Origin of the sequence: Terribacillus sp. DMT04, assembly GCF_019056395.1 — a bacterium.
In the GTDB taxonomy this organism is placed as follows: domain Bacteria; phylum Bacillota; class Bacilli; order Bacillales; family Amphibacillaceae; genus Terribacillus; species Terribacillus aidingensis_A.
Map to the genome: position 1 here is coordinate 2,300,122 of NZ_CP077639.1, position 12,516 is coordinate 2,312,637.

Here is a 12,516-nt window from a genome sequence, read left to right on the forward strand (position 1 = left end):
CCTATCTTTATGTTGCGCAAGCCGAATAAGGTATATAGTATATTCTCCTTAATTGTCACTTTTTGTAATATATCCGAAAAAAATCGTAATAATCTCGACACCAATTGGGTATTGTTTCCATAACAGCTGATCCATATGCTTCTGTAACAATGTTTATCGAAATACGCGTCTTGGATTCACAATCAGCACGATTACATTTTTGGAGGGATTTTTATGAAAAGAAAAAAGCATGCAGGATTGTTTATACTTGCGGCAGCATTATTTTTGACAGGCTGCGGGGCAGAAGGAGCCTCCTCATCAAGTGAGGAAGAAAAAGAAAAAACACCTACAGCAGAAGAAATTCTTAGCAAAAGTTACGAAGCAAATGAAGAACTGAATAGTTTTGATATGAGCATGACTACAAACGCAACTATTATGATGGATGGATTAGAACAGACTACCGAATCAAACTATAGCGGATCCATTATGCAGGATCCATTTGAGTTTAAACTGAAGATGGAAGTTATGGGAGAAGAGCTGGAAACGTATTTAAAGGATGATATGATTTATATGTATGAACCGACCACAGATATGTGGCTGAAGATGGACAGTGCTTCGCAATCAACTATTCCTGATACAAGTGAAGCGACACAAAATCCTACTGACAGACTCAAAGAGATTCAAGAACTGTCTGACAGCATTGAAGTCTCCGAGACAGATTCAGCGTACGTGCTGGATGTAGCCATTGCTGAGGACAAAATGATGGAAGTCATGGAACAAGAATTAGGTACTTCTATGGCGGAAGTGCGCGGTGTAGAAGACGTCACGTTTGATGCGTTTGATTACACAATTACGATAGATAAGCAGACAAATTATATGACAAATACAAAATTCGATATAGCAGGCAGCATGACAGAATCTGGTTCAGAAACACATTTCGACGGCGTTCTCAATATGGATATGTCTAACTTTAACGGTTTTGAGACAATCGAGCTTCCTTCAAAAGCGGAAACCGCTATAGATCTTTCGGCGGAAACTGCGCCAAGTGAACCAGAGACAACGATAACGTATTAATATAACAAAAGACATCACTGGGAGTACCGCCTCCTTGTGATGTCTTTTTAAACTTAAATCTTATATTCTACGTCTGCATCCTTCTCCAGCTCGTCCACCTTATCAAGCATAACGGTCTGCAGATTCTGCTGTTCCATTACTGTTTTAAGCTGCTCTTTTACTTCCTCATATTTCGGCAAGCTGTCTTCTTGCTTACTTTCTTTTGCTTGCTGCTCCATTTTTTCATAATAACTCTTCATATCGTCTTCTGTTACTTCTTTCGGTGACAGTTCGTTTTCAACGTACTTCGTTACAAGCAAACCTTCTTTTAATTGCTGCTTGTATTCTTCCTCCGTTGAGCCTGTCGCTTTTAACGCTTCTGCAAATTTATCTTCACTTCCAAGCTGGTCTTTTGCTGATTGCAATTCTTCGTTTACTTCTTTATCGGATACTTCATAATCATTATTTGTCGCGGCTTGAAGCAGTAATTCATTGCCAACTAGGCTCTTTAGCACTTGATCTTTCAGTTCCTTGGCAGCATCATCCGTCGTCGGATCAGCGCCGCTAGTTTGCGATTGCTGTTGAGCTTGAGCTAGAAGGGCATTATATTCTTCGCCTTTAATCTCTGTTTCATTGACGGTAGCAACTGTTTTATCCGCATCTACTTGCTGTTTCTCAAGTTTCTTCTGCATTTCTTCCATTTGCTTTTGTGCTTCTTCTTGCTGTTTCTGCGCTTCCTCTGTGTCGGCGCTGGATGAATTATCGGATTTATCCTCATCATTCCCGCATGCGGCTAATACTAATGCAAGCACCAGCATCAAGCATAGGGTCGTTAATCGTTTCATATTACAGAAACCCCTCTCTTGTTCTATGGTTACGAATGTAACATCTAAAGATACACAACTCAAGTATACCACGTCTTTTTAGTAGAAAAGTAAGAGAAAGACGCCCATTTGCAGGGCGCCTTTCTTAGGCAAACTTTTTGCGGTCTTTATGGTCCTTTACAACAAGGGCAGCATGTACTGCACCTGGGACGAAAAATAGCAGTGTTAAAGCTAAATTCAGCAATGCTTTGAACGGTTTGCCGGTAAATAACACGGCTACTGGCGGTAATAGAATTGCTAATATATACATCAACATAGGTATTCCTCCTCTAAGTTGCACTAGTATAGATATACCCATATCTATGTCTTTTGACACCTATCCGCCTTGTACGATGTCACGAGAGACATAAGCTAAATATTCTGCGTCCACCTCAACACCTATTCCCGGACCGTCTGGAATGGCGATACTGCCTTTTTCCACACGAAGTGGCTGCTGCAGTATGTCACGCGTAAAGTGTCTGTCAGAGCCAGATAAATCTCCCGGAATTGTGAAACCAGGCAGTGATGCGAGCGCAAGATTATGCGCCTTGGAAATTCCTGATTCGACCATCCCGCCACACCAAACAGGCAAGCCGGCTTGCTGACAAAGATCATGAATGCGAATTGCTGCGGTCATTCCGCCAACGCGTCCAATTTTAATATTGATCGTTCGGCAAGCTTGCAGTTCCAACGCCTGCCAAGCATCTTCCCAGCTTTCCACAGTTTCATCTAGGCAGATAGGTGTTTTCATCTGCTTTTGCAGCCGCTGATGCAGCACCACATCTCCTGGTGCAAACGGCTGCTCAATCATCTGCAGCTCTAAACTGTCCAGGTCGGCAAGCAATGGTATGTCAGCTTGCTTATACATACCATTTCCATCAATCATGAGTGACAAGCTATCATCGATTTGCATCACTCGTTCGATCGCCTGCCGCTCTTTATATTTCTCCACCTTCAGCTTTGCGCGTTCAAATCCTTGTTGATGGACCATTTCAATCGTCTGCTCCAAGTTATCCGAAAGACTAATCACAGCTCCAGCTTTCGCTTTCGTTTGCGTCCCGCCAATACAGGAAGCAAGACTCTTATTTTGCTGTTTTGCATACAAATCCCATACGGCACCTTCTACCGCCGCCTTGGCCATTTGATTGCCAACAATGCCAGCAAACAGCCCCGGAATATCCGTCGGATGCGTTATCTGACTCTCGAATAGAAACGGAAGCAGCGAACGCTGCAGAAGCATCCAGCTGGACGCGACTGTCTCGCTCGTATAGAAAGGAACCGCAAAAGCCACTCCTTCTCCATAGCCGATACGCCCATCTGTATCTTGCAGCTCTAAAATAATTCCTTCTCGTTCCTGTATTGCACCAGCATGTGTGGTGAACGGCTGTTTCAGCGGCAGCGTGTAGTGGAATAACCGATAACTTCTTATCTGCATGATTCACTGTCCTCTTCCAATAACGCTTGCAGCTTATATCGCATCAGCTTATTGCTGGCATTTCGCGGCAGCTCTCCTACCCATTGCCAGTTCTTTGGAATCTTATAACGCGCCAGTCTTTCTTCACAGTATGCTTGCAGTTCTTCTATACTTACTTCTTGCTGTTTTACAAGAAAAGCGGCTGGCACCATCCCCCAGCGTGCATCTGCTTTCCCAACAACAGCGGCTTCCTGAATGCTTGGATGACTGGAAAGAACATTCTCCACCTCGGCCGGGTACACATTCTCACCGCCAGAGATAATTAAATCTTTTCTGCGATCCAAAACGTACAAATAGCCATCTCCATCGGTATAGCCAATATCACCTGTCGCAAGCCATCCTTCCTGAAATGCCGATAGCGTAGCGTTTGCATTGCGGTAATAGCCTTTTGTAATCATCGGGCCTTTCACTTGAATTTCCCCTGCTTCCTCTGGTTGCGCGAGACCAGACGTCCCCATAATCCGCAACTGCGCCGGGACGAGTGCCTTGCCAGCCGATCCGAGTTTCCGGATACTATCTTCTGGGCTTAGTGTAACAATTTGCGATGCAGTTTCTGTCATGCCATAGGATTGGAACACAGGGATGGCGCGCGTTTTTGCTTCTTCAAGCAGATGAAGCGGGGCAGGTCCCCCTCCGAGCAGCATACAGCGAAACGTCTCCGGATACGTGACACCGTCTTGCTCTTGCAGTCGCAGCAAACGCTGCAGCATGACTGTCACCACTGATACAATTGTAACGCCATGCTGCAGAATCGCTGTTTGAACAGTTTGCTCATCAAAGCTTTTTGTCACATACAACGGCATTCCATAAATTGCACTTTTAAAGATAGTAGATAAGCCGCCTACATGAAACATTGGCAGCGGTGACAGCCACTTATCATGTTGAGAAAGTCCCAGATTCAGTGCCGATCCAATTGCGCTCCACCAATGATTGCCGTAAGTATGCTCTACCCCTTTCGGATTGCCTGTTGTGCCGGACGTATAAATGATGCTGAACACGTTATCGAGCGAAAGCTCTGTGCAGCGAGTATAGGGAGATACTGCTTGCTGCTCCAAGTTCTCCATTGTGTACACAGCAGCGCCCGTCTCCCCAGCCGCTTGCTCATAAGCTGCAGCGGCAAGCAACACATCTGCCTCACTATCTTGCAGCTGGTACGCCCATTCCGAAGTAGTCAGTCTTGTATTCAGCAAAATAAGCGTTGCACCGATATAGCTTAACGCATGAATAAGCACAATCATTTCTACGCTGTTTGGCGACAGCACAGCAACTCGCGAATCTTTTGTAATACCGAGAGTAGCGAGACGTCCTGCAGCATTATCCGCCGCTCCATGCAGCTGGCGAAAGGTCAGCTTCCTTCCTTCTGGTGTCTCAGCTGCCAAACGGTTAGGATTAAGTTCTGCCTGCTTTTGCAGCCAATGCGGTATCTTATCTGACATCTTTATCAACTCCTATTTTTCATAAAGAAGAACCTTTGCAGCAAATCGCAAAGGTTCTGTCTTTCTGTCTATTAAGGGAAACGCGGGAATTTTTTGAAGTCAGGCGTACGTTTCTCTTTAAACGCGTCGCGGCCTTCTTTCGCTTCATCTGTTGTGTAATAAAGCAATGTTGCATCTCCCCCCATTTGCTGCAAACCAGCAAGTCCATCTGTATCTGCATTGAGAGAAGCTTTCAAGAAACGCAATGCTGTTGGAGACATAGATAGCATCTCTTCACACCATTTAACCGTTTCTGCTTCCAGCTGATCCAAAGGCACAACGGTATTAACTAAGCCCATATCCAATGCTTCTTGTGCATTGTACTGACGGCATAGGAACCAAATTTCGCGGGCTTTCTTTTGACCAATATTGCGCGCAAGCAGACCAGCACCGTATCCTGCATCAAAGCTGCCGACACGAGGACCAGTTTGTCCGAAGATTGCGTTGTCTGCAGCAATTGTCAAGTCACATACTACATGCAGTACATGACCGCCGCCAATTGCATAACCGGAAACTTCCGCTACGACTGGTTTAGGAATAACACGAATTAAGCGCTGTAAATCTAGTACGTTCAAGCGCGGCACTTGGTCTTCTCCAACATAGCCGCCATGACCGCGAACTTTCTGGTCACCGCCGGAGCAGAATGCTTTTTCGCCAACACCTGCTAAAACGATAACGCCGATGTTTGAGTCGTCACGTGCGTATGTAAACGCATCGATCAATTCATTTACCGTATGCGGACGAAACGCGTTGCGTACTTCCGGGCGATTAATTGAGATTTTTGCGATTTGGTTGTACTCTTCGTATAAAATATCATCATACGTACGGGTAGCTTCCCATGTAATTGTCATTATGATTCCTCCATTATGTCTGCTTCATCATGAAGCAAGTATCTTCTTACTATTTTATCAAAAATTCGCGGTTGTTCAACATGGACGCTGTGACCAGCTGCTGCAGCGATATGTAAAGATGCGTTTGGCAGCTGTTTCTCCATCTCCTGATTGATGCCGACGAACTTGTGATCCATTGCACCAGCGACCAGCACAACTGGTCTATCCAAAAGGGAAAGCTTGTCCCAATTCGAAGTTTGCTTGCCAGTTCCCATCGTCCGAAGCGATGCAGCCAGGCCGCTTGCCTGCTGCGAAAGCCTCTCCTGCCTAATTTGTTTCTGAATGGATATTGGCAAACTTTTTTGCGTTTCAAACAGCGGAATTTTTTCCCAGAAGCCGACAAACTCCTCCAGCCCCCCTGTTTCCAAACGCTGTGCCAGCCGCTCATCCTGCTGCTGCCTGGCACGTCTGCCTTCCTCTGTCTTCAAACCTGGAGAAGCACTCTCTAACAGGAGGCCATTCACTTTTTCTGGATAACGGCAAGCAAACGAAAGAGCTGCCCGGCCGCCCATCGAGTAGCCTAATAGCTTTACTTCATTTATAGCATGCTTGTCCAGAAACGCCGCAACAGCATCTGTAAAGCTTTCCATCGTGATTGTATCAGAGCTCTCTGTTTTACCATGCCCTGGCATATCAATTGCAATCACTCGATGCGCCGCACTCCATGATTCAAGAAAAGGCACCCATGTCTGGTTTGTACCTGTGAAACCGTGAAACAGCAGCAGTGTCGAGCTTGCTTGTTTACTGCCAGTTTCCACATAATGAAAATCAAGCATGATGCTGCTCCAAATATGTTAACAGCTGCTGTTCGGCTTGCTGCCATTTTCCCCGGTGCCAGCTGACATTCGCTTCCCGTTCGGTACGCACTTCAATAAGGTGCATCCCTTTTGTCTGATAGCTTTCTTGTAAAGCATGCGAGAAAGCATTGCGGTCAGCTGCCAATGTGTATGGCAGCTGATACAAATTCGCTGCATGGGCGAAATCTAAATTGGTTGGTGTTCCAAATAGTGCCTCAAAGTGGGCAGCTTCCTGCGCCTGCGGCAGGAAGGAGAAAATGCCCCCGCCATTATTGTTAATCACAACAATGGTTAAATCGAGACCATAATTTCGCCCCAGCATCAGACCATTCATATCATGATAGAAAGAAAGATCTCCAATGACAAGCGTTGTTCGTTTGCCACTGGCTGCAACTCCTAATGCGGTAGAGACAACACCATCAATACCATTTGTTCCGCGATTGCACCAAGGTTGGACGTGTTTATCGGTTGCAAAGAAAAAACTGTCCAAATCACGTATCGGCATGCTGTTTCCGACGAATACATGACTGTCTGCTGGTGTTTCCCGCAGGATATCCTGCACCGTTGTACCTTCTGTCAGTTCTTGTTGCGCTGCATCATCTTGCAGCACGTCACAAGCAATGCGATTCATCTGTTGCCACACCGGAAGCCAAGTATCGCGTGTTCCAGCAGATTGTTCTGCCAATGCTTCGCAAAGCGCAGCCGGATTGCAATAAATGAATTGCGTATGCATTCCTACTGGCTCTCGGTAGCCTGCATGGTTTTCAACTACAATATGCTTGACCGCTGGGTTTTCTTTCAACAAGAATAAATATGGCTTAGATACTGGCATTGCACCGAAACGAATAATATAATCTGGCTGCAGCCGTTCTCGAACAGACGCTGATTTCAAAATTGTATCGTACGTTTCGATAATCGGCTCTTTGTCATGATCTCCGCTTCGCAGCTGTGATAACGGATCTGCCAATACAGGGATCTGCCATGCTTTGGCTACCTGCACAACAGCCTGTGCGAGTGCCTTGTCTTCTTGCGGTCCAACGACTAATAGCCCTTTCTTACCAGATGCCAGGATTTCGGCAAGCTGGCTGACTAGCTGTTCATTTATTTGTGAAGTTCCATATAAAGATGGCTCAACCGTATTTTCGCCTGAAGACCATATATTCTCCATCGTGAAGTCCGGTGTTAACGGCTCGCGGAAAGGAAAATTAAGATGAACAGGACCTGCATTGCCTTCTAGTGCTTGCTGCATCGCTCTGGCAGCTTGCTGCTGCACATACCGTAATGCGGCAGGATTTGCTTCCGGCAGCATCATTTCATGGAACCATTTGACGAACCCGCCATACAGTTGAATCTGGTTGATTGCCTGCGGCGCTCCTACATCACGCAATTCATGCGGGCGATCAGCTGTCAACAAAATTAGCGGGACTCTGCTGTAAAATGCTTCCACAACAGCTGGCATATAATTAGCTGCTGCTGTTCCTGATGTACATACAAGCGCTACCGGTTTTTGACTTTGCTTTGCCAAACCAAGCGCAAAAAATGCAGCCGAACGCTCATCCAAGTTTACCCACTGCTTCATATGCGGATGTTCTGTCATTAATAAAGCAAGCGGCGTCGATCTGGAGCCTGGTGAAATGACCACCTGCTCGACTCCGCTTCGCCAAAGAGCATCCACAAAATGTCCGACATATTTGGTTAACGTTTGTATATGACTCATTCTGTTACCTCCAGCGCTTCCAACATCGGACGGAATTTTATTGCAGTTTCTTCAAATTCCAATTCTGGATCGGAATCTTTTACAACGCCGCAGCCTGCAAATAAGACAGCTTGCTTGCCGTCCAGCAATCCAGAACGAATTGCTACTGCTGTATCACCATTCTGATAGCTATCCATCCAGCCAATCGGCGCACCGTACCAGCCGCGCTCCAGCGGTTCTCTGTCCGAGATAAAAGCAAGTGCTTTTTCCTTTGGCAGCCCGCCTAAAGCTGGCGTTGGATGCAGTTCTTGTACGATTTGCTGCATGGAAGCTCCGTTTCGTATATCTGCCGAAACAGGCGTATATAAATGCTGGAGCTGACGTAACCTCATCAATTCCGGTCCAGCAGGAAGCTGTAAATTAACGGTATATTTGCGAATAACACCTGTAATCATCTCGACCACATATTGGTGCTCTTCACGGTTTTTGCTGTCTTCAAGCAATGCTTTTCCAATCGCTGCATCCGTTGCAGCATCTTTTCCGCGTGGCGCCGTGCCTGCGACACAGCTTGTGTGCAATGTTCCTGCTTCAACACGAACGAGTCGCTCTGGTGTAGCTCCAATAAAACATGCCGTACCATTTTCTACAGCAAAAATGAAACTATCTTGCTGCCTGTTCATCAAGTTTCGAAGTACAGTAGCCGCTTGCAGTTTTTCTGCAAATTCCAGTTTCATTGCTCGAGCTAACACGACTTTATCCAAGTCTGTTGCTTTTATTGTGTCCGTTGCTTCTTTGACTAATCGTTTCCACATTTCAGGCTCCAACTCTTGCTTATTTGTCAGCTTCATTGGGGAATCTGATTGTGTGCAATCAGCCATCAGTGTCTCAAGCTGTTCCAAAATAATCGTAACAGCCTCGTTTACATCGGTGCCATCTACAAGCTGGTTAATTGTTAAATAATAGTTTGCCTTTGTTTTGGTCAAAGTAAAAGCAGGAATACGATATTGCGCAGCAGGAAAGTCCTTCCACAACTGACGCAACTGCTCTGTTTGAAAGTTGTTTCCGCAAAAGGCGACTGGCCCTGTCCCGGGTACCGCTGAAAGATTGTGAACTATTGCACTTTCTATAACATGCTCCCATTCTTGAGACGAACGCATGTCCATAATGGCTGGTCCTGCACCAACTAAATAAAAATCATCTTTCTGGCTATACCAGAAATGACGCTCTCCTTTTAAGGAAGAGCCATTGGCGAAGAAAAGGAGCGGATCTATGCCACTAATCTTTTCTGTCCAGCTTACTAGTGTCTGCTGCCCAGCTGGTACAGCAGCATTTCGAAGAAAAGACTCGAAGTCTGTCATATATTGTTGAATCATTTTTTCCGACCTCCACATTACTGCAAGGACAAGTTTGTTCGTTAACGTACATTTCAGATGTCCTTCCCTATTCTATTCTCTTTTTCGCTGATTAACAAGGACTAGCACTTGATTACTTATCTTAAGTAAGTAATTTACGTTGACATGCTTTGTCTGTTTCCCTAAAATTAATATGATATAATGCTCTGCATTTATAAGGAGAGAAAGTACTATGCAATCTATCGGAAACGATAATGTGCGCCAAGCACTGAATGAGCGCGATGGCTTTCAGGTGTGGTGGCGTCTTATGCGTCCACATACATTGACAGCATCCTTCGTGCCTGTTTTCATCGGAACGATGCTTGCTGCATTAGATGGATCAATCAACTGGCTGCTTTTCGGAGCCATGCTGCTTGCTTGTATCCTGATCCAATGCGCAACAAATATGTTCAATGAATACTATGACTTTGTCCGCGGGCTGGATAATGAACAGTCTGTCGGAATCGGCGGTACAATTGTACGCGATGGTATTAAGCCGAAAACTATATTGACACTTGCGCTGGTCTTTTATGCCATCAGCATGCTGTTAGGCATCTATATTTGTATAGAGTCCAGCTGGTATATCGCTTTGATTGGGCTTGCATGTATGCTGTGCGGCTATTTGTACACAGGCGGTCCCTACCCTATTTCTTATACACCGTTTGGCGAATTAACATCCGGCGTATTCATGGGTGCTATTATCATTTGCATCACGTATTACATCCAGACCTCAGATTTGACTGGAAGTGTCGTACTGATCAGCATTCCGACTACCATTTTTATTTCTTGCATCAATTTCGCAAATAACTTGCGAGATCACGATGGAGATAAAGCAAATGGCAGACGAACGGTAGCTATCTTACTCGGCCGTCCAAAAGGAGTTTCCTTTATGGGCATCTGCTTTGCTGTCAGCTATGTGATTACAGCTGTGTACATCGCAGTCGGATTGCTGCCAATTTGGGCAGTTATCACGTTCCTATCTATTAAGAAAGCGCGTGACGCATACCGAGGCTTTATTGGTAAAACACAGCCGCTTGAAATGATGCCGGCTATGAAAGCAACTGGACAAACGAATACGATTTATGGTTTATTGCTTGTGATTGCACTGCTGATCCAGCAATTTGTACCATTTTCATTCTAATGAAGAAGCGGGCAGCCTGCCCGCTTTTTTCTATAGGTTTAATGTTGAAATGCACGGGAAATACAATACATACAGAAAGCAGGTTGTAACAATGGATTTTTCAAACACAATGATGGAGCAGCTGCACATGCGAGTTATCGAAGCAAATCCAGAGCAAGTGATCATGGAAATGCCAGTTGGCCCGCATAATCGGCAGCCGATGGGCTACTTACATGGCGGGGCAAGTGTCGCATTAGCTGAAACAGCAGCAAGCATCGGCGGAAATCTGCACGCAGATTCAGCCAGGCAGGCTGTCTTCGGCTTAGAGATTAATGCGAATCATATTCGCAGCGTCCGATCAGGTATCGTGACAGCTGTCGCCACCCCGATTCATATCGGTAAAACGACAATGATTTGGCAAATTAACATCTCGGATGAGAACAGCGACCTGCTCTCTATCGCACGCTGCACGCTAGCTGTAAAAACGAAACGGCAGTAAAGGAGATGGAAAAGTAATGGATAAAAATAAATTGGAAAATTATCGCGAGCAATTGCTTACTATGAAGGAAGAAGCAGAAGGACAAATTGAGGGCAACGACAGTTATAACAGCGCGAAAGAATTCCCAGATGATTCAATCGGTGAAATGTCCACCGTTGCAAACCACCCTGGCGACCTTGGCACAGAGCTGCATGACCGAGAAACAGCACAAACATTAAAAGAGTCCGCTCGTGAACGCTTACGCGATATTGAGGATGCATTGGATCGGATTGAAGAAGGCACATATGGCGTAAGTGAAAAATCCGGCAAGCCGATTCCAGAAGAACGTTTGCAGGCAGAACCGACAGCACGTTTACTAGTCGAAGAACAAGCTGAAGAAGAAGCAAGAAGAGCTTAAAAAAATAAGCATAAGAAAAGGCACCCTCGCAGGGTGCCTTTGTTAATTGCGGCGTGTAAAGCCATGTGGCCACATCCACACGTGTCTAAGACGTGCTTTACCGACTTATGCAATTCAGCTCATCGCTAGACTATTGTAGCACGGACAAGTAGCCTTTGCAACAACTATTTCATCTAATAAAAAAGCTCCCCATCGGGAGCTTTTTTATGCTGCTGCAGAACCAGAACGTTTCCGCTTCGCGAACCATGGTTTCAGTTTTGCAAATAGCGGGACAAACACAATTGCAATAATGATACCTTTAATAAGGTTGAATGGAACAATACCAGCAGTGACTGCTAGCCATTTCGCTTCTGGACTCATGGATGGATAACCTGCGAACATGATATAAAGCGGTAACACGACAAAATAATTCAGTAATCCCATTCCGATTGCCATCACCACCGTACCCGTTGCGAGACCGGAAACGAGCGTACGTTTGCTCGCTTTAAATGTATGATAGAAATATGCAACCGGCAAGACAAACATCATACCTGCCAGAAAGTTAGCTACAACACCTACAGGATCACCCGCTCCTGTAAAGATCAGATATAATAAGTTCTTAATTGCTTCGACTGCAACACCGGCCATTGGTGAAAACAGCAGTGCAGCTAGTAATACCGGCACTTCACTAAAGTCAATCTTCAAATAAGCAGGCAGCATGGGAAGCGGAAAATTGAGCAGCATGAGCACCATGCTAATCGCTCCCATCAGAGCAATTGTAATTGTTTTTGTTAAATTGGATGAACGCATAGTCGTTCTCCTCCTTCATCATATTCATCGATTCTAACTCTTGATGAAGGGGAAGCAGCTTATCTACGTTAAAAAGCCCCGGAGCATAATGCT

13 protein-coding genes are annotated in these 12,516 nt (G+C 45.4%); 4 read left to right on the plus strand and 9 right to left on the minus strand.

Going from position 1 to position 12,516, the window contains the following annotated elements:
* Window positions 1-213 precede the first annotated feature (213 nt).
* A complete protein-coding gene (locus KS242_RS12150; RefSeq protein ID WP_217321574.1) occupies window positions 214-1,053 on the plus strand; it encodes a DUF6612 family protein in 840 nt (279 codons plus the stop codon).
* Between the two features lie 53 nt (window positions 1,054-1,106).
* On the opposite strand, the gene KS242_RS12155 is transcribed toward KS242_RS12150, so the two are convergent.
* From KS242_RS12155 to KS242_RS12190, 8 genes are all read right to left on the minus strand, one after another.
* Window positions 1,107-1,877 (minus strand): SurA N-terminal domain-containing protein, encoded by a 771-nt coding sequence (locus KS242_RS12155; RefSeq protein WP_217321575.1) that lies wholly within the window; start codon window positions 1,875-1,877, stop codon window positions 1,107-1,109.
* A gap of 124 nt (window positions 1,878-2,001) precedes the next feature.
* The gene (locus tag KS242_RS12160) at window positions 2,002-2,169 is read right to left on the minus strand and encodes a YqaE/Pmp3 family membrane protein (RefSeq protein WP_217324143.1); all 168 of its coding nucleotides are present in this window, start codon (window positions 2,167-2,169) and stop codon (window positions 2,002-2,004) included.
* Window positions 2,170-2,232: 63 nt separating this feature from the next.
* Window positions 2,233-3,330: an o-succinylbenzoate synthase gene (gene menC / locus KS242_RS12165; RefSeq protein ID WP_217321576.1), complete on the minus strand. Its 1,098-nt coding sequence runs from the start codon at window positions 3,328-3,330 to the stop codon at window positions 2,233-2,235.
* Window positions 3,321-4,805 (minus strand): o-succinylbenzoate--CoA ligase, encoded by a 1,485-nt coding sequence (locus KS242_RS12170; RefSeq protein WP_217321577.1) that lies wholly within the window; start codon window positions 4,803-4,805, stop codon window positions 3,321-3,323. Before KS242_RS12170 ends, menC begins: the two co-directional genes overlap by 10 nt.
* Window positions 4,806-4,876: 71 nt before the next feature.
* Window positions 4,877-5,695 carry a 1,4-dihydroxy-2-naphthoyl-CoA synthase gene (gene menB / locus KS242_RS12175; protein ID WP_077307923.1) on the minus strand — a complete coding sequence of 273 codons (819 nt, stop codon included), beginning with the start codon at window positions 5,693-5,695 and terminating at the stop codon, window positions 4,877-4,879.
* Window positions 5,695-6,510 carry a 2-succinyl-6-hydroxy-2,4-cyclohexadiene-1-carboxylate synthase gene (gene menH / locus KS242_RS12180; protein ID WP_217321578.1) on the minus strand — a complete coding sequence of 272 codons (816 nt, stop codon included), beginning with the start codon at window positions 6,508-6,510 and terminating at the stop codon, window positions 5,695-5,697. Before menH ends, menB begins: the two co-directional genes overlap by 1 nt.
* Window positions 6,503-8,248: a 2-succinyl-5-enolpyruvyl-6-hydroxy-3-cyclohexene-1-carboxylic-acid synthase gene (gene menD, locus KS242_RS12185; protein WP_217321579.1), complete on the minus strand. Its 1,746-nt coding sequence runs from the start codon at window positions 8,246-8,248 to the stop codon at window positions 6,503-6,505. The genes menH and menD overlap by 8 nt, the downstream gene beginning before the upstream one ends.
* A complete protein-coding gene (locus KS242_RS12190; protein ID WP_217321580.1) occupies window positions 8,245-9,600 on the minus strand; it encodes an isochorismate synthase in 1,356 nt (451 codons plus the stop codon). Before KS242_RS12190 ends, menD begins: the two co-directional genes overlap by 4 nt.
* Window positions 9,601-9,811: 211 nt before the next feature.
* On the opposite strand from KS242_RS12190, the gene KS242_RS12195 reads away from it, so the two are divergent.
* The 3 genes from KS242_RS12195 to KS242_RS12205 all read left to right on the plus strand — a co-directional run bounded on the left by KS242_RS12195 (window position 9,812) and on the right by KS242_RS12205 (window position 11,634).
* Window positions 9,812-10,759, plus strand: coding sequence for a 1,4-dihydroxy-2-naphthoate polyprenyltransferase (locus tag KS242_RS12195; RefSeq protein WP_217321581.1), 948 nt, complete (start codon window positions 9,812-9,814; stop codon window positions 10,757-10,759).
* A gap of 91 nt (window positions 10,760-10,850) precedes the next feature.
* Complete coding sequence (locus tag KS242_RS12200; protein WP_217321582.1) at window positions 10,851-11,237, plus strand: hotdog fold thioesterase; 387 nt, start codon at window positions 10,851-10,853, stop codon at window positions 11,235-11,237.
* 16 nt (window positions 11,238-11,253) lie between these two features.
* The gene (locus KS242_RS12205) at window positions 11,254-11,634 is read left to right on the plus strand and encodes a TraR/DksA C4-type zinc finger protein (RefSeq protein WP_217321583.1); all 381 of its coding nucleotides are present in this window, start codon (window positions 11,254-11,256) and stop codon (window positions 11,632-11,634) included.
* A gap of 204 nt (window positions 11,635-11,838) precedes the next feature.
* Here the strand turns inward: KS242_RS12205 and KS242_RS12210 are convergent, their stop codons facing one another.
* A complete protein-coding gene (locus tag KS242_RS12210; protein ID WP_217321584.1) occupies window positions 11,839-12,423 on the minus strand; it encodes an ECF transporter S component in 585 nt (194 codons plus the stop codon).
* Between the last annotated feature and the right edge of the window lie 93 nt (window positions 12,424-12,516).

Coding starts and splice junctions, on each gene's coding strand:
- menD (WP_217321579.1), bottom strand. CDS start 8,248: ATGAGTCATATACAAACGTTAACCAAATATGTCGGACATTTTGTGGAT.
- menC (WP_217321576.1), bottom strand. CDS start 3,330: ATGCAGATAAGAAGTTATCGGTTATTCCACTACACGCTGCCGCTGAAA.
- KS242_RS12210 (WP_217321584.1), bottom strand. CDS start 12,423: ATGCGTTCATCCAATTTAACAAAAACAATTACAATTGCTCTGATGGGA.
- KS242_RS12205 (WP_217321583.1), top strand. CDS start 11,254: ATGGATAAAAATAAATTGGAAAATTATCGCGAGCAATTGCTTACTATG.
- menB (WP_077307923.1), bottom strand. CDS start 5,695: ATGACAATTACATGGGAAGCTACCCGTACGTATGATGATATTTTATAC.
- KS242_RS12190 (WP_217321580.1), bottom strand. CDS start 9,600: ATGATTCAACAATATATGACAGACTTCGAGTCTTTTCTTCGAAATGCT.
- KS242_RS12150 (WP_217321574.1), top strand. CDS start 214: ATGAAAAGAAAAAAGCATGCAGGATTGTTTATACTTGCGGCAGCATTA.
- KS242_RS12170 (WP_217321577.1), bottom strand. CDS start 4,805: ATGTCAGATAAGATACCGCATTGGCTGCAAAAGCAGGCAGAACTTAAT.
- KS242_RS12195 (WP_217321581.1), top strand. CDS start 9,812: ATGCAATCTATCGGAAACGATAATGTGCGCCAAGCACTGAATGAGCGC.
- KS242_RS12155 (WP_217321575.1), bottom strand. CDS start 1,877: ATGAAACGATTAACGACCCTATGCTTGATGCTGGTGCTTGCATTAGTA.
- KS242_RS12200 (WP_217321582.1), top strand. CDS start 10,851: ATGGATTTTTCAAACACAATGATGGAGCAGCTGCACATGCGAGTTATC.
- menH (WP_217321578.1), bottom strand. CDS start 6,510: ATGCTTGATTTTCATTATGTGGAAACTGGCAGTAAACAAGCAAGCTCG.